Source organism: Gordonia sp. 852002-10350_SCH5691597, from assembly GCF_001665715.1.
GTDB classification, from domain to species: domain Bacteria; phylum Actinomycetota; class Actinomycetes; order Mycobacteriales; family Mycobacteriaceae; genus Gordonia; species Gordonia sputi.
This window is the reverse complement of record NZ_LZMO01000300.1, coordinates 47,717-68,612: the sequence shown is the minus strand read 5'-3', so window position 1 is coordinate 68,612 and position 20,896 is coordinate 47,717. Positions and strand designations below refer to the sequence as shown.

Annotated in this window: 21 protein-coding genes; 13 read left to right on the top strand and 8 right to left on the bottom strand. The window is 65.5% G+C overall.

What is annotated here, in order from left to right:
- The first annotated feature begins 190 nt into the window (after positions 1-190).
- The 5 genes from A5777_RS23030 to A5777_RS23010 all read left to right on the top strand — a co-directional run bounded on the left by A5777_RS23030 (position 191) and on the right by A5777_RS23010 (position 6,184).
- Complete coding sequence (locus A5777_RS23030) at positions 191-1,852, top strand: flavin monoamine oxidase family protein (RefSeq protein WP_064864984.1); 1,662 nt, start codon at positions 191-193, stop codon at positions 1,850-1,852.
- A 48-nt stretch (positions 1,853-1,900) separates the two neighbouring features.
- Complete coding sequence (locus tag A5777_RS23025) at positions 1,901-2,698, top strand: carbon-nitrogen hydrolase family protein (protein WP_064864980.1); 798 nt, start codon at positions 1,901-1,903, stop codon at positions 2,696-2,698.
- A gap of 449 nt (positions 2,699-3,147) precedes the next feature.
- Positions 3,148-3,843, top strand: coding sequence for a hypothetical protein (locus A5777_RS23020; RefSeq protein ID WP_231894683.1), 696 nt, complete (start codon positions 3,148-3,150; stop codon positions 3,841-3,843).
- 74 nt (positions 3,844-3,917) lie between these two features.
- Positions 3,918-5,219: a Y-family DNA polymerase gene (locus A5777_RS23015; protein WP_064864974.1), complete on the top strand. Its 1,302-nt coding sequence runs from the start codon at positions 3,918-3,920 to the stop codon at positions 5,217-5,219.
- Positions 5,219-6,184 carry an esterase/lipase family protein gene (locus A5777_RS23010; protein WP_197501514.1) on the top strand — a complete coding sequence of 322 codons (966 nt, stop codon included), beginning with the start codon at positions 5,219-5,221 and terminating at the stop codon, positions 6,182-6,184. The genes A5777_RS23015 and A5777_RS23010 overlap by 1 nt, the downstream gene beginning before the upstream one ends.
- On the opposite strand, the gene A5777_RS23005 is transcribed toward A5777_RS23010, so the two are convergent.
- From A5777_RS23005 to A5777_RS22990, 4 genes are all read right to left on the bottom strand, one after another.
- Positions 6,181-7,824 (bottom strand): SulP family inorganic anion transporter, encoded by a 1,644-nt coding sequence (locus A5777_RS23005; protein ID WP_064864966.1) that lies wholly within the window; start codon positions 7,822-7,824, stop codon positions 6,181-6,183. The genes A5777_RS23010 and A5777_RS23005 overlap by 4 nt on opposite strands.
- 65 nt (positions 7,825-7,889) lie before the next feature.
- A complete protein-coding gene (locus A5777_RS23000; RefSeq protein ID WP_064864963.1) occupies positions 7,890-8,252 on the bottom strand; it encodes an ArsR/SmtB family transcription factor in 363 nt (120 codons plus the stop codon).
- A 112-nt stretch (positions 8,253-8,364) separates the two neighbouring features.
- Complete coding sequence (locus tag A5777_RS22995) at positions 8,365-8,865, bottom strand: SixA phosphatase family protein (protein ID WP_064864960.1); 501 nt, start codon at positions 8,863-8,865, stop codon at positions 8,365-8,367.
- Positions 8,862-9,212: a hypothetical protein gene (locus tag A5777_RS22990; protein ID WP_064864957.1), complete on the bottom strand. Its 351-nt coding sequence runs from the start codon at positions 9,210-9,212 to the stop codon at positions 8,862-8,864. The genes A5777_RS22995 and A5777_RS22990 overlap by 4 nt, the downstream gene beginning before the upstream one ends.
- A 61-nt stretch (positions 9,213-9,273) precedes the next feature.
- On the opposite strand from A5777_RS22990, the gene A5777_RS22985 reads away from it, so the two are divergent.
- Complete coding sequence (locus A5777_RS22985) at positions 9,274-10,143, top strand: DMT family transporter (RefSeq protein WP_064864954.1); 870 nt, start codon at positions 9,274-9,276, stop codon at positions 10,141-10,143.
- A gap of 36 nt (positions 10,144-10,179) precedes the next feature.
- On the opposite strand, the gene A5777_RS22980 is transcribed toward A5777_RS22985, so the two are convergent.
- Positions 10,180-10,638, bottom strand: coding sequence for a flavodoxin domain-containing protein (locus A5777_RS22980; protein WP_064864951.1), 459 nt, complete (start codon positions 10,636-10,638; stop codon positions 10,180-10,182).
- 253 nt (positions 10,639-10,891) lie between these two features.
- On the opposite strand from A5777_RS22980, the gene A5777_RS22975 reads away from it, so the two are divergent.
- The 4 genes from A5777_RS22975 (at position 10,892) to A5777_RS22960 (ending at position 15,495) form a co-directional block, all read left to right on the top strand.
- Positions 10,892-12,427 carry a CoA-acylating methylmalonate-semialdehyde dehydrogenase gene (locus A5777_RS22975; RefSeq protein WP_064864947.1) on the top strand — a complete coding sequence of 512 codons (1,536 nt, stop codon included), beginning with the start codon at positions 10,892-10,894 and terminating at the stop codon, positions 12,425-12,427.
- A gap of 5 nt (positions 12,428-12,432) precedes the next feature.
- On the top strand, positions 12,433-13,611 hold the full coding sequence (locus A5777_RS22970; protein ID WP_064864944.1) for an acyl-CoA dehydrogenase family protein: 1,179 nt from the start codon (positions 12,433-12,435) through the stop codon (positions 13,609-13,611).
- A 46-nt stretch (positions 13,612-13,657) separates the two neighbouring features.
- Positions 13,658-14,527 carry a 3-hydroxyisobutyrate dehydrogenase gene (mmsB, locus tag A5777_RS22965; protein WP_064864941.1) on the top strand — a complete coding sequence of 290 codons (870 nt, stop codon included), beginning with the start codon at positions 13,658-13,660 and terminating at the stop codon, positions 14,525-14,527.
- 101 nt (positions 14,528-14,628) lie between these two features.
- Positions 14,629-15,495, top strand: a complete 867-nt coding sequence (locus A5777_RS22960) for a type IV toxin-antitoxin system AbiEi family antitoxin domain-containing protein (RefSeq protein WP_064864938.1) — start codon at positions 14,629-14,631, stop codon at positions 15,493-15,495.
- 65 nt (positions 15,496-15,560) lie between these two features.
- On the opposite strand, the gene A5777_RS22955 is transcribed toward A5777_RS22960, so the two are convergent.
- A complete protein-coding gene (locus tag A5777_RS22955) occupies positions 15,561-16,064 on the bottom strand; it encodes a MarR family winged helix-turn-helix transcriptional regulator (protein ID WP_064864935.1) in 504 nt (167 codons plus the stop codon).
- 10 nt (positions 16,065-16,074) lie between these two features.
- Entirely contained in the window at positions 16,075-16,689 is a 615-nt protein-coding gene (locus tag A5777_RS22950; RefSeq protein ID WP_331710617.1) for a TetR/AcrR family transcriptional regulator, read from the bottom strand.
- 84 nt (positions 16,690-16,773) lie between these two features.
- Here A5777_RS22950 and A5777_RS22945 point away from each other — a divergent pair, with 84 nt between their 5' ends.
- Positions 16,774-17,250: a DUF4188 domain-containing protein gene (locus A5777_RS22945; RefSeq protein ID WP_231895175.1), complete on the top strand. Its 477-nt coding sequence runs from the start codon at positions 16,774-16,776 to the stop codon at positions 17,248-17,250.
- 171 nt (positions 17,251-17,421) lie between these two features.
- Here the strand turns inward: A5777_RS22945 and A5777_RS22940 are convergent, their stop codons facing one another.
- Entirely contained in the window at positions 17,422-18,069 is a 648-nt protein-coding gene (locus A5777_RS22940) for a TetR/AcrR family transcriptional regulator (protein WP_064864925.1), read from the bottom strand.
- Between the two features lie 263 nt (positions 18,070-18,332).
- On the opposite strand from A5777_RS22940, the gene A5777_RS22935 reads away from it, so the two are divergent.
- Together A5777_RS22935 and A5777_RS22930 are read left to right on the top strand one after the other, a co-directional pair.
- Positions 18,333-19,889 (top strand): amino acid permease, encoded by a 1,557-nt coding sequence (locus tag A5777_RS22935; RefSeq protein WP_064864922.1) that lies wholly within the window; start codon positions 18,333-18,335, stop codon positions 19,887-19,889.
- 50 nt (positions 19,890-19,939) lie between these two features.
- Entirely contained in the window at positions 19,940-20,791 is an 852-nt protein-coding gene (locus A5777_RS22930) for an urea amidolyase associated protein UAAP1 (RefSeq protein ID WP_064864919.1), read from the top strand.
- Positions 20,792-20,896: the final 105 nt, after the last annotated feature.

The following is a 20,896-nucleotide window of genomic DNA, read 5'->3' as shown; positions in this document are numbered from 1 at the left end:
TGCCGTCGGTTTTCCGACGGCACTGTGAGGAGTAGTCGCCTGTGCCCCGCATACGGTTCCCGCGGACTTCGGGCGACGTGGGTCACATCGCCCGTGCGCACGAGACCGCCGACCGTGCGCTCGAGACCGTCGACCACGCGCGCCGAGCCGAAGTCACGCACGTCAGCGCGCCAGACCATAGGGTTGACACGTGCAGCCAGACGCACCTGTCACCATCTTCGGCCCCGACTTCCCGTTCGCATACGACGACTGGATCAGCAACCCCGCGGGTCTCGGTCGCGTGCCCGACGACGCGCTGGGCGCGGAGGTCGCGGTCATCGGCGCGGGTATGGCGGGCATGGTCGCCGCGTACGAGTTGATGAGGGTCGGTCTGCGGCCCGTCGTGTACGAGCCCGATCGCATCGGCGGACGGCTGCGCTCCGAGCAGTTCGTGCCGGGCGAGCCCGAGGTCGCAGAGCTCGGCGGCATGCGGTTCCCCGTCTCGTCGAGCGCGTTCTTCCACTACGTCGACGCGCTCGGTCTGCGTTCGCGCCCGTTTCCCAACCCGCTGACCGAGGCCGCGGGCAGCACCGTCATCGATCTCGGTGGTGAGACGTTCTACGCCAAGACGCTCGACGACCTGCCGCCGATCTATCGCGAGATCTCCGACGCCTGGGATTCGGCGCTCGAACGCATCGCGGGATTCTCGGCACTGCAGGATGCGATCCGCGCGCGCGACACCGCCACGCTCAAATCGATGTGGAACGAACTCGTCCGCGAGTGGGACGACCGCAGCTTCTACGACTTCCTCGCGACGTCGAAGGAGTTCGGTAACGCGACCTTCCGGCATCGAGAGCTGTTCGGGCAGGTCGGATTCGGCACTGGCGGTTGGGATTCGGACTTCGGCAACTCGATGCTCGAGATCCTGCGCGTCGTCGTGACGAATTGCGACACCGAGCAGAGGTTGATCGTCGGTGGGGCAGAACAGGTTCCGCATCGACTGTGGTCTGCCACGCCGCACCGCATCGCGCACTGGCCGGTCGGGACGAGTCTGTCGTCGCTGCACAGCGGCGCGCCACGCGCGGGTGTTGCCGCGATCCGACGACTCGGCCCCGACCGCATCGAGGTCACCGACCGCTGGGGCGACTCGCGGGTGTTCTCCGCGGTGGTCGCCACCTGCCAGGCGTGGCTGTTGTCGACCGAGATCGAGTGCGACGAATCGTTGTTCAGTCAGGACCTCTGGATGGCGCTCGATCGCACCCGCTACATGCAGTCGTCGAAGACGTTCGTCATGGTCGACCGTCCCTTCTGGACCGACACCGACCCGACGACCGGCCGCGACGTCTTGAGTATGACGCTCACCGATCGCCTCACCCGCGGCACCTACCTCTTCGACAACGGCCCCGACCGTCCCGGCGTCATCTGTCTCTCGTACACGTGGATGAGCGATGCGCTGAAAGTGCTGCCGCATCCGGTCGACCGACGAGTCGAACTCTCGCTCGCAGCACTGAAGAAGATCTACCCCGACCTCGACATCGCGTCGCACATCGTCGGCCGCCCGATCACTGTCTCGTGGGAGGACGACCCGAACTTTCTCGGTGCCTTCAAGGGCGCGCTGCCCGGGCACTATCGCTACAACACCAGGATGTACAACCACTTTCACGGTCAAGAGCATCTGCCCGACGCCGAGCGCGGCATCTTCATCGCGGGCGACGACGTCTCGTTCACGCCCGCGTGGGTCGAGGGTGCGGTGCAGACCGGACTCAACGCGGTCTGGGGAGTGATCGCACACTTCGGCGGCGCCTCTCACCCGTCCAACCCGGGGCCCGGAGATGTGTTCGCCGAGCTCGGACCCATCGACATAGGCCCGTGACCCCTAGCGCGCTCCTGGAGGACGTCCCGCCGCAGAAAGAGGATTCAGATGCCCGCTGATCGACTACGAATTGCGTTGTGGCAGTGCCACTCCGTCGCCGACGACGTCGAGGGCAATCTCGACCGACTCGAGCAAGCGGCCTCCGAGGCGGCGGAGGCCGACGCCGACCTGTTGATCACGCCGGAGATGTACCTGACCGGCTACAACATCTCGCCGAGCACCGCACGACGCCTGGCCGACCCGGTCGACGGCAAACTCGGCGACGCCGTCGGCAACATCGCTCGACGCACCGCGATCGCGATCCTGTACGGATGCGCCGAACTCGACGACTCGAGCGTCTACAACACCGTCAGACTCGTCGACGCCAACGGTATTTCCCTTGCCTCACACCGGAAGACGCATCTGTTCGGCGACATCGACCGCGACGCCGTGGCCGTAGGTGTCTCATCACCTCCCGTGATCGACGTCGGGGGTTGGAGTCTGGGTCTGCTCATCTGCTACGAGGTCGAGTTCCCGGAACTGGTGCGCAATCTCGCCGTCCGGGGCGCCGAGGTGATCTGCGTTCCCACCGCCAACATGCCCGAGTACGACGCCGTCCAGACGGTGCTGCTCCCGGCGCGCGCGTTGGAGAACACCGTGTATGTGGCCTACGCGAACTACTGTGGCGTCGAGGGCGATCTCGCGTACGGGGGCCTCAGCGAAGGCATCGGGCCGGATGGCCGGGTGCTCGCGCGTGCCGAGCGCGAACCAGGACTACTGATCGTCGACGTCGAGCGAAAAGTACTCGACGACGCTCGCGAGCGGTTCACCTACCTCGCCGACCGTCGCACGGATTTGCTGTCGTAACGCGACTTCCCCTCGGACCCGCCACACCATGCGCTGAAGTCAATGTGAAGTTTGGTTCAGCAACATCCGCCATGTGCATCGATGCAGGTTGAAGCCCCCTGCTGAGACGGATTGGTGAATGTGTCGACAGTCACGTTCGGGTGTGGACATGACGTGGGCACGTGTTCTACCGTTACCTACGGGTCAGTAAGCTACCGGCTGGTAGTCATGCTTTTTGGGGTCACTTTCACCACGATGGTGTTCGCGAGAGCGTGCGCTCAGTTCGGCGGTAGTGACCCCTTTTTTCATGCTGATCTGTCATCCGATCGAGTGTCGACAAAATCGAGTGTCGAAAAAAAGGGGGCGGGTTCATGACCGAGGCGGCTACGGATTTCGGAGTGTCCACGCATATAGGACAAGCGCGTTCGAGGGGTTCGCGCTCGTCCGAAGCGCAGCGGCAGGGACGAGGTGTGCGGCGACAACAACGCGCGCGAAGCTTCTTGCGGCCTGCGGTGTTGATCGAGGCGATCGAGGTCGAAAAGCTGATCGTCATCCCGGGACTCGACGTTCTGCTCGCGGAGCCGGAACGCTTCGGCCTGATCGACGAGACGTCGGCAGCGCTGCGTCAGGCGGTCACTCGGCACGAGAACGCCGTCGACGTATTGATCGGCATGCTGATCGATTCGATCGGCGAGGACGCGAGCGCCGCAGATCAGCTCAACAATGCTCCCGCAGTGCTGCCGGTTCGGGCACTGCAGAGCATCGTCGACGATTACCGGGACGGCAACGACGTCGCGAAGGTCGACATGGTGCGGCTGGCGTTCCTCTTCGTTGCGGTTCACGCACTCACCGACCCGACGAACTGCGCGACAGCCTCGCGCAACCTCAACCTCGTGCCGCCGCCGCTGCACCGCGACCGTGCTGTGCTCGGCAGGGTCATGGCGCACGCCCTACCCACCTTCACAGCGCGCGACCGCGACCTGTTCGCCGTCTACGTCAGCAAGGCGAGCGCGTTTTTCGCCGTCCCCGCACCGGCGTCGCAGACGCCCGAGGACGACGGCGCCACCGACCTCGCGATCCTTCGCTACAACCCGCACGCGCTGCGCACCAGCTGCCAGCACATCGGGTTGGGCGGCAGCGCTGTCCGCGTCGCCGGCTTGGGCTGACCAGCAGCGCCCGCGAATTGCGTCGGCGGTGGTTCTTGCGGCGCGGAGCGGCGCGCGACCGTAGGCTTTGACACGTGAGCACGGATCGGCCGCAACGCTTCCGGTGGCTCCTGCACATCGATCTCGACCAATTCCAGGTCTCGGTCGAGCGTCTGCGGAGTCCCGAGCTCGCCGACGTCGCGCTCATCGTCGGTGGCAACGGCGATCCGACCGAGCCACGCAAAGTCGTGACGTGCGCGTCATACGAGGCTCGCGCACATGGCGTCCGCGCGGGCATGCCGCTGCGCGCCGCCCACCGCAAGCTTCCCGACGCCGTCTTCGTCCCCCTCGATACCGAGGCATACGACGCCGCGTCGGCAGAGGTCATGGACACGATCCGCGGACTCGGGTACCCGGTCGAGGTCTGGGGCTGGGACGAGGGATACGTGGGAGTCGAACCAGTTGGCCCCGAACCAGTTGGCCCCGAAACAGTTGGCCCCGAAACAGTTGGCACCGAAACAGTTGGCACCGAAACAGTTGGCCCCGAAACTCTGCACGACGCCGCATCCGTCGCGAACAACGCCGTCGACGACGCCGCGATCACCGAGATCGCGGCCCGCATGCGCACCGCGGTTCTCGGTGCAACCGGCCTCGATTCGTCGGTCGGGATCAGCGACAACAAGCAGCGCGCCAAGATGGCCACCGAGTTCGCCAAGAAGCCCGACAGGCTCCCACCACGAGACCCCCAAGCGGCCGTGGAGTCGTCGACCTTCCTTCCGGTGCAACCGTTGCCCGACAGGGTATTTCTGCTCGACGACCGCAACTGGATAGAACTCATGGGGCAGCGTCCCACCAGGGAGCTGTGGAGCGTCGGACCCAAGACCGCGCAGAAGCTCAGCGCCAATCACATCGACACCGTCGACGATCTGATCGCCACGCCGCGCGACGACCTCATCGCGACATTTGGTCCGCACCAGGGCAATTGGCTCTACGTGCTGTGCAGGGGCCACGGCGACTCGACGATCACCGCGGAACCGTGGGAGGCGCGCTCGCACTCGAAGTCGCGGACCTTCCCCGCTGATCTGACATCGGTCGCCGAGAAGCACTCCGCGGCACAACAATTGACCCGGGAACTGCTCGACCAGGTGATCGACGAAGACCGCGTGCCGTTCCGGGTTGCGGTCACAGTGCGCACGTCGACCTTCTACACCAGGACCAAATCGCGCAAGCTCGCCGCGCCGACGGTCGACATCGCAGAACTCACACCGGTCGTCCTCGATCTTCTCGACCGATTCGACGCCGACCGCCCCGTGCGACTACTCGGAGTACGCATGGATCTCGTACCCCTCGACGCCGAGACGACCGCCGATACCGATCTAGACCTCGAGGTGACCTGATGCAGAACAGGATTCGCGCAGTGTGGCCGGCGATCACGGCGGCGTTGGCGGCTGTGCTCGCACTTGTGTTCGGCGCAGCATCGGCCGACGCCGCGCCCCGACTTCCCGTCACCTACAACTTTCTCGACGGCGCACGCGCAGAACTCGCGCATCCGGGCGGTTCCCTGCCGGGCACCAACGACTTCTCCTGCCGTCCGACGCCGCGCCACCCTCGACCCGTCGTCCTCGTGCACGGCAGTGGCGGTGGACAGCAGACGAATTGGGCAACGCTCGCACCCGTGTTGGCCAACGAGGGCTACTGCGTCTTCGCGCCGACGTACGGAGCCTTGTCGACGCAGTGGCCCGCGTCGGCACTCGGTGGGCTCGGCCCCAAAGAAGACAGCGCCTGGCAACTCGCGTCGTTCATGTCGAAGGTCATGGCTGCGACGCACACCGACCAGGTCGACGTCGTCGGGCATTCACTCGGTACTGAGATCCCCACGTATTGGATGAAGTACCTCGGTGGTCGTGGCCACGTGGCGCACTACATCTCACTCGCCCCGTACTGGCGCCAGGGACCCGATGACGACGATGCGCGCGGTGAGGCTATCGCCGGGTTCCGACGCGCGCTGGGAGTACCGACACCGAAACGCCCGAGCTGCCCGGACTGCGTTGCGCCGCCGCGCGATCTGGACTTCAACCACGCTGTGCGACAGCCGACTCCCTACCTTCCCGGAGTGAGCTACACGAACATCGTCACCCGATTCGACGACATCGTCACGCCCTACTGGGTCGGCATTGCGCCCGGCGGTCCGGGAGCGTCGGTGCGCAACATCGAGTTACAGGACGGATGCAACCGCGACTTCGCCGACCACCTGTCGATCGTGGCCGACCGCCGAGCAGTCGCACACGTCCTCAACGCACTCGACCCCGCGCATCCGCGACCGGTGCCGTGCGTGTTCGTGCCGCCCGTCACAGGTGGTTAGCAGCCTGCAGGGGAGACGCTCTCGTTCGAGACATGTTCGCGGGCATGGGCGATCGCGTCGTCGAGGTTGGTCATCAAGTGATTCTCATGACGGAGTTCGTCGATCACTCCGACGCCTTCGAGCAGCTTGAGATGGTCGTCCTGCACACCCTTGATGATGACGGTGATGCCGCGGCTCTCGAGATCGGAGACGATCTCGGCGAGCGTGTGCGCCCCCGTCGCGTCGAGCATTCCGAGGTGCGACATCCGGATGATCACCACACGCACCGTGGTGTCGGAGTGGGCGCCGGACGATATTGTCGTCGAGATGCGTTCTGCCGCACCGAAGAACATCGCTCCGTCGAGGCGGAGCAGTGCGATCGCGTCGTCGCCCGGTTGTGCTGGACCCGGTAGCTCCTCACGCGTCACACTCGACCGCTTGGCGACCTGCCGCAGTGCGAAAAATGCTGCCACGACAATCCCGATCTGCACCGCCTCGATGAGGTCGAAGCAGACGGTGATGACTGCTGTCACAACGAAGATCACAGCGTCGGATCGTGTGGAACGCATGATCTTTCGGACGGTCGACGACGAGATCATCCGGAAGCAGGTCACCATCAGCACACCCGACAGCGCTGCCAGCGGTATCTGCGAGACCGGGCCCGTCGCCAGATAGACCACGCCGAGCAGGAAGATCGAGTGCACGATGGCAGACACGCGTGTGCGTGCTCCCGAGCGCACGTTGACCGCCGTGCGCGCGATCGCTCCGGTCGCGGGCATACCGCCGAACAGCCCCGACGCCACGGACGCGAGTCCCTGGCCGGTGAGTTCGCGGTCGGGATCGTACGGTCCCGTCGGCGACATCGTTGCGGCGACCCGCGCAGACAGCAGCGACTCGATCGCCGCGAGCGCAGCGATGGCAACAGCTGCTCCCGCAAGGGATTTCATGGTCGAGACGTCGAGGTGCGGTAGTGCGGGTGCAGGCAGGTGTGAGGGAAGTTCGCCGATTCGACGCACCCCGAGGTGCATGAACCCGACGACCACGGTCACGAGGATGACCGCGGTCAACGACTCGGGAATGCTCCGATGGATGCGCGGCAACCCGACCATCAGCACGGCGATCACGGCGACGATGCCGAGTGTCTGCAGCGCAACGCTCCAGTCGGCATGTGCGACAACGTGAATTGCTGCCGGCAGGGTGCGTTCGCCCTTCGGGGCATCGGCGCCGAACGCGGCGGGAACCTGCTGCAAAAAGATGATGACGGCGATACCGAGTGTGAACCCCTCGATCACCGGCCACGGGATGAACGTGACAGCCCGTCCGAGACCTACGACTCCCGCGATCAGCACGATGATCCCGGCCATCACCGTGACCAACGCGATCGACGAGATACCGTGCGCCGCAACGATGGGCGCGAGGATCACGGCCATCGCACCCGTCGGGCCGGAGACCTGTACGTGCGACCCGCCGAAGATCGCGGCGACGAGGCCCGCGACGACAGCGGTGATCAGACCCGCGGCTGCCCCGACACCCGAACTGATGCCGAAGGCCAGTGCCAGCGGGAGGGCGACGACGCCTACGGTGACACCTGCGATGAGGTCTGACTTCCAGGACCGACGCAGTCCGGCGTAGTCGCCGGTGGTGGGGATGAGTCGCAGCATGCGGCGCGGGGTGATCGCATGCAGCCACGCTGAGCTTGGACGCCTCGACCCTGTGGCCGTCGCGCTCACTGGGCGACGACGGGCGGGAGCGCAGCCATCGAGTCGAGTTGGTCGCGTTCGGCACCCAGCGTGTCGGCGAGGAAACCGCGCGCGGTCACGAGAAGGTCCGCGACCTTCGAGTTCGCCAGGCTGTAGAAGACGGCGTTGCCGACGCGTTCGCTGTGCACCACGCGGTGACGCTTCAAGACCGCGAGGTGCTGCGACATCGTCGTCGGTTCGAGACCGGTGATCGTCAGCAGTTCGCTGACGGGCGTCGGCCCACCGTTGGAGCTGAGCACCTCGAGCACGCGGATCCGAACCGGGTGTGCGAGCCCTTTGAACAGGTTCGCCTTGATCTCGTAGAGCGGTTGCGGCCAGCTGGTCGTCATGTGCCCGACCTCCTCGGTGTTGAAATATGCGGGCGGTGAAATGATGGATTACGCAATTGCGCAATCCATTGATAGCACTTCTGGCCACTCGGGTCGAGTCGGGTGTGACGAACTACGCCTCGGCGCGCGGTACTCGGACGCCGAGGAGTTCGGCGTCGGGATCGGCGTCGAGGCCGAGGCGATCCCAGTCGAGGGTCACCGCCACGACGGCGTATGCCGAGGTCGGGAAGCGATCGATGTATCCGCCCGGGTCGAGGGTGAGCGCCGTCTCCGGCATGCCCGGTTCGTGTCCGACGACCAGAACGGTCGACGCATCTGCCGGTGCGTACACCCTCACGACCTCCAGGATGTCGAGGGGTGAGCCGCCGTAGATCTCGTCGAGGAAGGTCGTCGGCGCGCTGATCGCGGTGCGTTCGAGCGTTTCGCGTGTGCGTGTCGCGGTCGAGCAGAGCACGGTGTCGACGCGGAGATCTTCGGAGCGAATCCACTCGCCGGCGAGGGTCGCTTCCCGACGCCCCCGCTCGGCGAGCGGTCGGTCGTGGTCGGCGACGCCCGGCGGATAGCCCGACTTACCGTGCCGCATCAGTACCAGTGTGCGGGGCGCTGCGCTCATGCGATGTTCCGTGAGCGGCCCGCGCGGTGATCGCCGCGCTGGCGGGCGTCGGCGATACGCAGCACGGTGACGGTCGCCCGCCACGCCGCGGACTCCTGCCGGCAGAACTGCGCGTGGTCGTCATTGCCTGCCGCCGACGCCTCGTCGGCCTGGGCGTCGAACTCGTAGGCCTCGTCGAGGCAGTCGGCGATGATCGACAGCACGGTCGAATGGTCGATGTGCGCTGCGTCGAGGACCTTGGTGATCGTCGCTGCATCGAGGGTTGCGAGTTGTTCGAGTTCAGTCCGAAACCACGCGATGGCGCGTGCGTCGTCGTGCCCGGAAGTGCTGTGTTGTGTGCCTCGCATCTCTTCAGATTAGTGCGGCGGACCGACGCAAAGCCGCTGCGACACCATTAGCCTGGTTCCCGTGCACTCCTGGCTTCCCGCGCTGCTGGCGACTCTCGCAGCACTGCTGATCGCTGGAGGCACGGTGCTTCGGCAGCGTGCCTCCCGCGCGTCGGGGGCCATCACTCCTGGCTGGTGGCTCGGTGCGGTGATCGCGATCATCGGGTTCGTGCTCCAGGCGTCGGCGCTCGGGCTGGGTTCCATCCTGTTGGTCCAGCCCCTCGTCGTGCTCGCGGTGTTGTTCGCGTTGCCGCTCGAAGCGTGGGCCGACCACCGGCATCCGCAGCTCAAGGAATGGGCGTGGGGCGCGATCCTCGTCGGCTGTGTCGCGACATTCCTGCTGATTTCTCGCCCTGAGCCGTCGCTTCGACGACCCAACGACATGGTGGTGTGGGGGACCGTCGCGGTGGTCGCGGCTGTCGTCGTCGCGTGTGTCGTCCTTGCCGAGCGGTCGACCCCGCACTACCGGGCGCTGTTCTACGGACTGGCAGCGGGCACGCTGTTCGGAGTGTCGGCGCTTCTGGTCAAGACGGTGGTGTACCAGGCGACACACCACGGCATCCACACCTTCGCGAGGCCCGAGATCTACCTGCTGGTTCTGGTGGCGGCGGGAGCCGTGCTGGCCCAGCAGAGGGGGTTCGGCGCGGGCGACCTGCAAACGTCGTTCCCGGCCATGAATGTGATGGAGCCCGCCGTGGCGATGGCGCTCGGTGTGGTGCTCCTCGGTGAGAATCTCAAGGTGTCGGTGCCCACCGCGCTGTTCCTCGGGATCGTGCTCGCCGCGATGGTCCGCTCCGTCGTCGAACTCGCGAAGTCCTCGGCGGTGCGCGGCGAAGAACGCGACGCGCAACTGCGTGAGTCGACGGTCTCACCGATCCGCAGGGTCGCCTGACGGGAGTGTTCGATGCCGAGCGTCGTGCGCGTGCGTTCAGGCGTCGACGCGCTCGATCACGTTCGCGATGCCCTGCGCCCATTCGGCAGCAGCCTTCGCCGGCTTGATCGACGACGAGTTGTCGTGGCGGAAATGCTCGCCGACCTGGGTCGCCCCGTGGCGGGTCAGGAGTTCGGCCATGAGCTCGCCGCCGCGGTTGAATGTCTCGCCGTAGATGGTGTCGCCGAGTCCGAATACGCCGAATCGCACGCCGGACAGATCCGGGGTGGTTTCGGTGATCTCCTCGGCGAACGGCTCGGCACCCGTCGGCAATTCGCCCTCGCCGTAGGTCGAGCAGACGACGACGAGGAAGTCGTCGGGATCGAGATCCTCGACGGCGAACTCGCTCATGTCGTAGATCGACGGATCGTGCTCGGCAGCCAGGACATCGGCGATGGCGTCGGCCACGAGCTCTCCGTTGCCGGTCTCGGTGCCGTAGAGGATGACGACGGACACGATCTGCTCCCTTGTTCTCGCGTGATGGGTTTTGCTTGGGTGGGTTTGTGAGTGCGGTCGACACACGACCGCAACCAAACGAAGGCTACCCTAACTGGCTGCTCGGGGTGCATCAGAGCCTTTGTCGAAGGCGTTTACGAAATTACTTGGATGTCCTAGTATGTGTGGGACAGGGTCTGATGGCTCACATCTCCGGGACCCCGCGAACCTCCACGATTCTCGACAACCCACAACCCAGAACAGGTGATCACCGGTGACCGCTGCTGCATCCGTACCGTCCATTCCGCACTACCTCAACGGTGCGCGCGTCGAGGTGACAGACGGGCGTCACGCCGACGTCTTCAACCCCAGCACCGGCGCGGTCCAGGCGTCCGTCCCCCTCGCGAGCACCGACGACGTCGCCGCCGCTGTCGCAACCGCCGTCGAAGCGCAGAAGGAGTGGGCCGCGTGGAATCCGCAGCGTCGCGCCCGCGTGCTGATGCGCTTCGTCGACCTGGTCAATCAGAACGCCGACGAGATCGCGACGACGCTGTCGCTCGAACACGGCAAGACACACGCCGACGCCCTCGGCGACATCCAGCGCGGCGTCGAGGTCATCGAGTTCGCCATCGGCATACCGCATCTGATCAAGGGTGAGTTCACCGAAGGCGCGGGCTCGGGCATCGACGTTCACTCGATCCGCCAGCCGCTCGGCGTGGTCGCGGGCATCACCCCGTTCAACTTCCCGGCCATGATCCCGTTGTGGAAGGCCGGGCCCGCACTCGCATGCGGCAACGCTTTCATCCTCAAGCCGAGCGAGCGTGACCCTTCGGTTCCGGTGCGTCTCGCCGAATTGTTCACGCAGGCAGGTCTTCCCGACGGAGTGTTCCAGGTGGTGCACGGCGACAAGGAGGCCGTCGACGCGTTGCTGAACCACCCGGAGGTGAAGGCGCTCGGCTTCGTCGGTAGCTCCGACATCGCGCAGTACATCTATTCAACCGCCGCCGCGAACGGCAAGCGCTCGCAGTGTTTCGGCGGCGCCAAGAACCACATGATCATCATGCCCGACGCCAATCTGGACCAGGCCGCCGATGCACTGATCGGCGCAGGTTACGGCAGTGCAGGCGAGCGATGCATGGCGATCAGCGTCGCCGTTCCGGTCGGGGAGCAGACCGCAGAACGGCTGCGCGCCAAGCTGATCGACAAGGTCAACGCGCTGCGCGTCGGCCACAGCCTCGATCCCAAGGCCGACTACGGCCCACTGGTCACCGCGGCGGCACTCGAACGTGTCAAGGGCTACATCGGCAAGGGTGTCGAGGAGGGTGCAGAACTCGTCATCGACGGCCGCGACCGCAGCAGCGATGAACAGACGTATGGCGACGACGATCTGTCGAACGGCTTCTTCATCGGCCCGACGCTCTTCGATCACGTCACCAAGGACATGTCGATCTACACCGACGAGATCTTCGGGCCGGTGCTCTCGATCGTGCGCGCGGGCGACTACGAGGAGGCACTCGCTCTCGCGTCGGATCACCAGTACGGCAACGGTGTTGCGATCTTCACCCAGGACGGTGATGCCGCCCGCGACTTCACCGCGCGTGTCGACGTCGGCATGGTAGGCGTCAACGTGCCGATCCCGGTTCCGGTGGCCTACTACACCTTTGGCGGTTGGAAGCGTTCCGGATTCGGTGACCTCAACCAGCACGGACCGAGCTCGATCCAGTTCTACACCAAGACCAAGACGGTCACGTCGCGCTGGCCGTCGGGCGTCAAGGACGGGGCTGAGTTCGTCATCCCGACGATGGACTGAGGGCGATGACCACCACCGCTCCGGCCGGAACCGCGGTCGGTCTCGATGACGACGAGCGCGTCATCGTCGAGACCGCCGCGGCGTTCGCGGCCAAAAGGCTTGCGCCACATGCCCTCGAGTGGGACTCGACCAATCACTTCCCGGTCGAGGAGTTGCGTGAGGCGGCTCAACTCGGGATGGGCGCCATCTACTGCTCCGAGGATGTGGGCGGAAGCGGACTGCGTCGACTCGATGGAGTGCGGATCTTCGAGCAGCTCGCCTACGCCGACCCTGCGGTCGCCGCATTCCTCTCCATCCACAACATGTGCACGTGGATGGTCGACAGCTACGGCACCGATGAGCAACGCGCGCACTGGGTTCCACGCCTGGCGAGCATGGAGACCATCACGAGCTACTGTCTGACAGAGCCGGGTGCAGGCTCCGACGCCGCGGCGCTGTCGACCCGCGCGGAGAAGGTCGGTGACCACTATGTGTTGTCCGGCGTCAAGCAGTTCATCTCCGGAGCCGGGTCGTCGGATCTGTATGTCGTCATGGCGCGCACGGGTGGCGACGGACCGAAGGGCATCTCGACGTTCCTCGTCGAAAAAGGCTCCGACGGGCTGAGTTTCGGCGCACAGGAACACAAGATGGGGTGGCACGCGCAGCCTACCGCGCAGGTCATCCTCGACGAGGTGCGTGTCCCCGCCACCAACCTGCTCGGTGAGCAGGAGGGCATCGGCTTCGGGATCGCGATGAACGGGCTCAATGGGGGAAGACTCAACATCGCGGCGTCGTCTCTCGGTGGTGCCCAGGCTGCCTTCGACAAAGCGGCGTCGTACGTCGCGTCGCGAAAGGCGTTCGGGAACAACCTGATCGACGAGCCGACGATCCGCTTCACCCTTGCCGACATGGCCACCTCGCTGCAGACCTCGCGCCTGATGCTGTGGCACGCGGCGTCGTCTCTCGACGCGAATGCGCTCGACAAGGTGGAGCAGTGCGCAATGGCGAAGCGATATGTCACCGACGCCTGTTACACCGTCGCCGACCAGGCGCTGCAGCTCCACGGCGGCTACGGCTACCTCACCGAGTACGGCATCGAGAAAATCGTCCGCGATCTGCGCGTGCACCGCATACTTGAGGGGACCAACGAGATCATGCGCGTCGTCGTGGGTCGGTCGGTGGCTGCACGGTTCCGCGAGTCCTGACCAACTCCACCTGACCACACACACTTCAACACAGGGAGAATCGACAATGACGACGATCGCCTTTCTCGGACTCGGCAACATGGGCGGCCCCATGGCCGCCAACCTCGTCAAGGCCGGACACACCGTGCACGGGTACGACCCCGTTCCCGAAGCGGTCAAAACCGCCGAAGCCGCAGGCGTGCAGACCTTTCCGACGGCGGTCGAAGCGGTCGCCATCGCCGAGGTCGTGATCACGATGCTCCCGAGCGGAGCCATCGTCAAGAAGCTCTACGACGAGATCCTGCCCGCCACGGCCACGGGCGCGCTACTCATCGACAGCTCGACGATCTCCGTCGCCGACGCACGCGAGATCAATTCGCGCGCAGCAGATCACGGTTTCGCACAGGTCGACGCCCCGGTCTCAGGCGGCGTGAAGGGCGCGGTCGCCGGCACGCTGGCGTTCATGGTCGGCGGCACCGAGGAAGCGTTCGTCGCCGCACGGCCGACGCTGGAACCGATGGCGGGCAAGATCATTCACTGCGGCGACTCCGGAGCGGGTCAGGCGGCCAAGGTGTGCAACAACATGCTGCTCGCCGTCCAGCAGATCGCGGTCGGCGAGGCGTTCGTGCTGGCCGAGAAGCTCGGCTTGTCCGACGACGCGCTCTACGACGTGGTCACCGGCGCGACCGGAAACTGCTGGGCCATCGAGACGAACTGTCCGGTCCCGGGCCCGCAGCCGACGTCGCCCGCGAACAACGACTTCAAGCCGGGATTCGCCACCGCGCTGATGAACAAGGACCTCGGCCTCGCGCTCGACGCCATCGCCGACACCGGGTCGCGCGCACCCCTGGGCGAGCACGCCGCCGCGCTGTACCGCACCTTCGCCGAACAGCACTCCGACCTGGACTTCTCGGCGATCATCACGACATTGCGCTGAATCTGTTCGGGCTTTGTGCCGGAATCCGGCACAAAGCCCGAACTGATGGCTGGACACGAGTTCATCGGAACCCACGACGGGCCCGAGACGTCAAAGGCCGCATGGACATCAACGAAGCCATCGTGCGCCACGACGGGGTCATCACGACGGAGCTGGCTCTGCAGTGCGGTGTGACGCGGTCCGCGATAGCGCGTCACGTCAAGGCAGCGCGGTGGACGCGGGTCGCCCGCGGCGTGTTCCTGGTCGCGGGACACTTCCGGTCAGACCGAGCGCAGGCGAGGATTGCGGTGCATTCTATTGGTCCCGACGCCGTCCTCGCCGGGGTGGCCGCGGCCTGGTGGCACGGAATCGAGGCATCGCCACCAACCAAGCAACTCGTCCTGACCGGCCATCGCGGAACACACACACGACGGTCGTCGACGGCCATGCCGCGGTTCCGACGACTCGACGACGTGGACGTCGTGAGTAAAGACGGCCTCCGGGCTACGTCGGTCGAGCTGTCACTGGTTGATGCTGCCATCGAGCGAGGTATCGACGTGCTCGATCGAGGGTTACTCACGAAACGGGTCACACTGCAGGGTTTGCGCGACGCGCATGGTCGCTACCCGAAACGGCATGGCGGCGCGGTCGTCAGCACCTACCTCGATCTGCTCGGAGACGGTACCCGGTCAGCGGCCGAGCGCATCCTCGCTCCGCTGCTCGAACAAGTCGGCGTTGCCTGGGTGGCGGGCCTGGCCGAGGGCGACTACGAGATCGACTTCGCCTTTCCTGCAGCGATGCTTGCCGTCGAGGTCGACGGCTTCGCTTTCCACCGGGACGCCAAGGCTTTCCAGCACGATCGGACTCGCCGCAACGCCCTGATCGCCAAGGGGTGGACGGTGCTGAACTTCACGTGGACCGACCTGATCGAGCGGCCCGAACACGTACTCGAGTCGATCATGGCCGAACTGCAAAAAGCTGCCGCGTGATCCGTACGGCTTTTGTGCCGGAATCCGGTCGATAACCCGAACGGATGGTCGGCCCGTCATTGCGCTCAGAAGTCACCCGCGTTGTGGCGCAGTTCGTGGATCGCGTCGACGAGTCCTGCGATGTGTTCGGGGGGCATGCCGACGTCGGCGAACACCTCGCGGTTGAGAGTCGACGTCGCGTCCTCGACCGTCGAGCGGCCCAGGTCGGTGATCTCGACGAGCGTGGTGCGACCGTCGGTGGGGTGGGGGAGACGTCGAACGAGTTGCGCCTCCTCGAGGCGTCGAATCGCATGGGTGACGCTGGTGACGTGCACCTGCAGGCGGTCGCTGGCTTTGGTGATGGGGAGCGCACCGTTGCGTGAAAAAGCAAGCAGCCGAAGCAATTCGTAGCGCGAGAAGGTGAGATCGTATGGGCGGAGCGCTGATTCGACGCGGGCCAGCAGAATCTGGTGGGCTCGCATCACCGACGTCACCGCGACCATCCCCTCGGCGACGTCGCCCCACCCGGCCGAGGTCCAATTGGCCTTCGCCTCGGCGATCGGGTCGAACTGCATGCTGTGGCCGGCCATGGACGTCAGCCTATCGGTCGTCCCCACCCTCTGGTGACGTCCCGGGCGTTGCTCGCCAACCGTCGAGTGTTGCAAGGGCAGCCCGGGCCGGGTCGGCGTCGGGTGGGACCAGGCCTGCCAGCAGCAGTTGGGCGAGTCCGTGCACACTCGACCACAGCGATACGACGATCGTCGACGGTTCGCCCGGTTTGTACCGGCCCGAGTCGACGGCACGCTGCACGGCGTCGGCCAGGGGAGTCATCGCGCGCGCGGCGCTCTGCTCGAACTCCGGTGTGGGTGTCAGTCCCGAGGCGGTGGGGGAGAACATGACCTCGAAGAGCCGCGGATTATCCAGTGCCCATTGCACATACATGATGCCGAGGCCTGCGATGTCGTGGTCGGGATCGGCCGACGATCCGACCGACTCCTGCGCCGACGCGAAGCTCTCGAACGCGCGAATGACTACGCCCAGTTGCAGGTCCGCCATGCTGCCGAACAGTGAGTAGACCGCGGTGGTCGACGTCCCGGCAGCCTGCGCGACGGTCCGGACGGTCAACGCGCCGAATCCGTCGGACGTGGTGATGGCCACGGCGACGTCGAGGAGTCGTCTGCGCAGATCTGCGGTGTGCACTTTGGGTCTTGCCATGCCGCTCATTGTTTCATAACATCGTTTCGTAACACCGTTACGAAACAGGGGACGACCATGCCGAAGACTCACAAGATCTCGCGAATGACCAACATGCCGCCGCCGGAGGGTACTTCGCTGTTCCTCATCGGCATGCGCGTGAACCATCCACTGAGGCTCAAGTCGTGGTTGTACGTCTTCTTCGCGATGCCCCGGATGTTGCTCTACCTGAGTAGACGCCGAGATTCTGGAATGCTGCTCTATCGGTTGTATCTCGGACCCTCGCCGATGGTGCTGTCCTACTGGCGGTCTCCCGAAGCGTTGCAGGCTTTCGCCGCCGATGCTGCTGCCCCGCATCTACCGGCGTGGCGGTGGTTCAATTCCACTGTCCGTGGACGAGACGACGTCGGAATCTGGCACGAGACCTACGTCATCGGTGATCACGAGACGATCAGCTACGCGATGCCGCCGTGGGGTCTGGCCAAGGCCATCGGCGGCAGACCGATTGATGGTCCGCACGCGAGTGCGCGGGGCCGGCTCGCCGAGAATGCGCGTCGACCCAACACATGCCCACGATCGTGAACTTCAGGCGCGGCTCCCGTGGGTGAGCAGCATCTCGATCGCGCCTACGATCGTGAACTTCAGGCGCGGCTCCTGTGCGTGAGCGGCATGTCGATCGCGCCCGCGATCGTGAACTTCAGGCGCCGCTTCGGTGCGTGAGCGGCATGTCGATCGCGCCCACGGTCGTGAACTTCAGGCGCCGCTTCGGTGCGTGAGCAGCATCTCGATCGCGCCTACGATCGTGTCGACGAGGTCGGCGGCGGTGCGGCCGTCGAGTTCGTCGCGCTGTTCGTCGGAGCGGAGCATGATCATCGATTCGACGAGGCGGAAGGGGAGCAGGCTGCGAGTGTCTGAGGGGTCGTCGAGCACGGCGGCGGCAAGTGTTTCGTAGGCGGAGGCGAGTTCGCTTCGCGCTGTGCGGAATTGGGCGTAGCGGTCGTCGCCCACCTCCGGAAGTAGGTACAGCGAACCGAGGTTCCAGCGCTCGTCGACGAGTTGTGCGGCGTCGAACCGGGCGAGGTCGAGGAGTCGGTCGAGGGGGGCGCGGTCGTCGTCGAGCAGTTCTCTCGCGCGCTCGAGCGATCCGACGACGGTGGCGTCGAGCAGCGCGGCGAGGATGTCGTCCTTGTTCTTGAAGTAGTGATACATCGATGCCTGGCGGATGCCGACGGCCTCGGCGATCATGCGCGTCGACGTCCCCGTGTAACCGTGGCGGCAGAAGAGTTCGGCTGCGGCGTCGAGGATTTCCTCACGCGCGGTGGCTCCCCGTCTGCGTTGTTCGACGAGGCGCGGTCGGCCGGGGCCTGCCGCCACTCGGCCCGACCGGGACGCAGTGCTCATTCGGAAGCTCTTCCATTCGTGCTGGGGCGTGGGTTGCGGCAAGTTCGTCATCGAGTCTAGTCCGCCCAAATCACGGGAATCTCGCGGTCAAACGCGGTCCGCTCTGCGCGGAAGTGAAGTGACCTGGGCCGCGTAACACGCTCGTAGCGTGAGTTTCCATCCCGGCAACATATCTGTCACTCGATAGAAAAAGCGCAGGCGTTATCTATCAACTGGCAGATAAACCCGCTCAATGTGGAGCCTCACCGCAAAGGACTGGATCGATGACCTCCACCGCACAACCGCCCGCGGATTCGACATTCACAGTGGCTCCCACCCCGACATCAGGCGCCGACGCCGACGATCTCTCAGAGTTCGGCTACGACCAACAACTGCACCGTTCGCTCGGCAAGTTCGCCTCGTTCGCGGCGGGGTTCTCCTTCGTCTCGATCCTGACGACGATCTTCCAGCTCTTCGGACTCGGTTTCGGCTTCGGCGGCCCCGCCTTCTTCTGGACCTGGCCGATCGTCTACGCGGGTCAGTTCCTCGTTGCGCTCTGCTTTGCTGAGATCGCTGCGCGGTATCCGATCTCCGGGGCGATCTATCAGTGGTCGCGCAGGATGGGCGGCGAGGTCATCGGCTGGTTCGGTGGCTGGTTCATGATGATCGCTCAGATTGTCACCGCCTCGGCTGCGGCCATTGCGCTGCAGGTGGTGCTGCCCAGTGTGTGGAGCGGCTTCCAGATCCTCGGCGACGACCCCACCCTCACCTCCACGTCGGGCGCGGCGAACGCCGTCCTGCTCGGCTCGGTCCTGTTGATCGCTGTGACCGCGATCAACTGCATCGGCGTCAGGTGGATGAGCCGGGTCAACAGCATCGGTGTCACCTGTGAACTGGTGGGTGTCGTCGCGGTGGTGCTCGCCTTGTTCACTCACGCCAAGCGTGGGCCGGGAGTCGTCTTCGACACCGGCGCGCCGGGACAGCAACCGGGTTACATCTGGGCGTTCATCGTTTCCGGTCTCATGGCTGCCTACGTGATGGTCGGATTCGGCTCGGCGGGCGAACTTGCCGAGGAAACCCGCAACCCGCGCCGCGTCGCGCCGCGCACCATCCGAATGGCACTGACCGTGTCGGCGATCGGCGGCGGACTCATGCTTCTCGGTGCGTTGATGGCCGCGCCGACACTCGACGACGAACTCGCGACGGGCGGTCTGCCGTACGTACTCGACTCGGTCCTCGGCGGTTTCTGGGGCAAGGTGCTGTTGTGCGACGTCGCGGTGGCCATCTTCATCTGCACCCTTGCCATCCAGACGGCGTGCTCGCGGCTGATGTTCTCGATGGCGCGTGACGGACGACTTCCGTTCTCGGCCAGACTCGCTTATGTCAACAGCCGAACCGGGACACCGATTCTGCCGTCGATCCTCATCGGTGTGCTGTGCATCGCTATCCTGGTCGTCAACGTCGGCAACTCGGCAATCTTCGCCACACTCGCGAGTGTCTGCATCATCCTGATCTACCTCGCGTACCTCGCGGTGACCGCCCCGATGCTCTACCGCCGCTTCAAGGGCTGGCCCTCCGGAGGCGTGCAGGTCGACGCCGAGGGCAAGAAGCTGTTCGGGCTCGGACCGTTTGGCATCGTGGTCAACCTGCTCGCCGTCGCCTATGGGTCGCTCATGGTGATCAATCTGGCGTGGCCGCGCGCCGAGGTCTTCGACCCGACCGGGGAGATGCCGATCCTGCGGTGGGCCGGCCCCATCTGCATCGTGGCCACGGTTCTGGTGGGCATCGCGTGCTACCCGCGCGGCAAAGCGCATCCCAAGCCGGTTACCGCACCCGTGTGATCGCTTCTTGCGACGGCACATTCATCGACACATTCCCGGAAGGGGTCATCATGACCAACTCGACAACTACCTCGACTGCCTCGACCGCAGGCGCCAAAGCCCACGCGCGCTCGCAGGCCGGCGCTATCACCGACTCCATGCCCGTGGTGCCCGCCACCGACTGGCCGACGACGATCACCGACGTTGATTCGTCGACGCTCACCTGGGCAGAGACGGTTCCCGGCGGCAGGTACACCACCAAGGTGCTCGCCCGCGGGACCCGAATCCGATTGCGCGACATCACCGGTGACGCGTGCGCACACCTGCTCCTGTGGCGCGTCGACGCCCCGTGGGAACGCCTCAACGTCGCCGACACCGTCAAGGTGCCCTGGCAGGCCTACCTCACCACCGGCCACCCCCTGCTGAGCGATCAGGGCAGGGTGCTCGCCACCATCGTCGACGACACCAGTGGGCACCACGACGCGCTCACGGGCACAACCACACTCGCCGACAATGCCGCCAAATACGGCCACGGAGAGGCATATTCGACGACTCCCGCGGGGCGTGAGCTTCTCAAGCTGGCCGCGGCCAAGAACGGCTTGACGCCCACCGATGTGGCGCCGTCGCTCTCGCTCTTCGAGGGAGTGAAGGTCGACGACGAGGGATCGTTCGAGTTCCAGGGGAGCGCGGGCGCTGACAAGAGCGTCGACCTGCTTCTGCACCTGCCGTGCATCGTGGCGATCGCCAACACCGCACACCCGCTCGACCCAAGCGCGGACTTCCGCTCGGGGCCCCTCGAGGTGCTCGCGTGGCGTGCCACCGACGACCTCGATGCTCTGCTCGCCGGCGTGGCCGACCGCGACCCCGAATACCAGCGCGCCGTGGCCAACAGCGAAGACGTCTACGGCGCAGCGCGCTTCTGACGGCGAGTGGTTTCGACTCGGGTGCTCGCTGCGCTCGCGCCCGGCTCAACCAGCGGATGCCAGTGGTTTCGACTCGGGTGCTCGCTGCGCTCGCGCCCGGCTCAA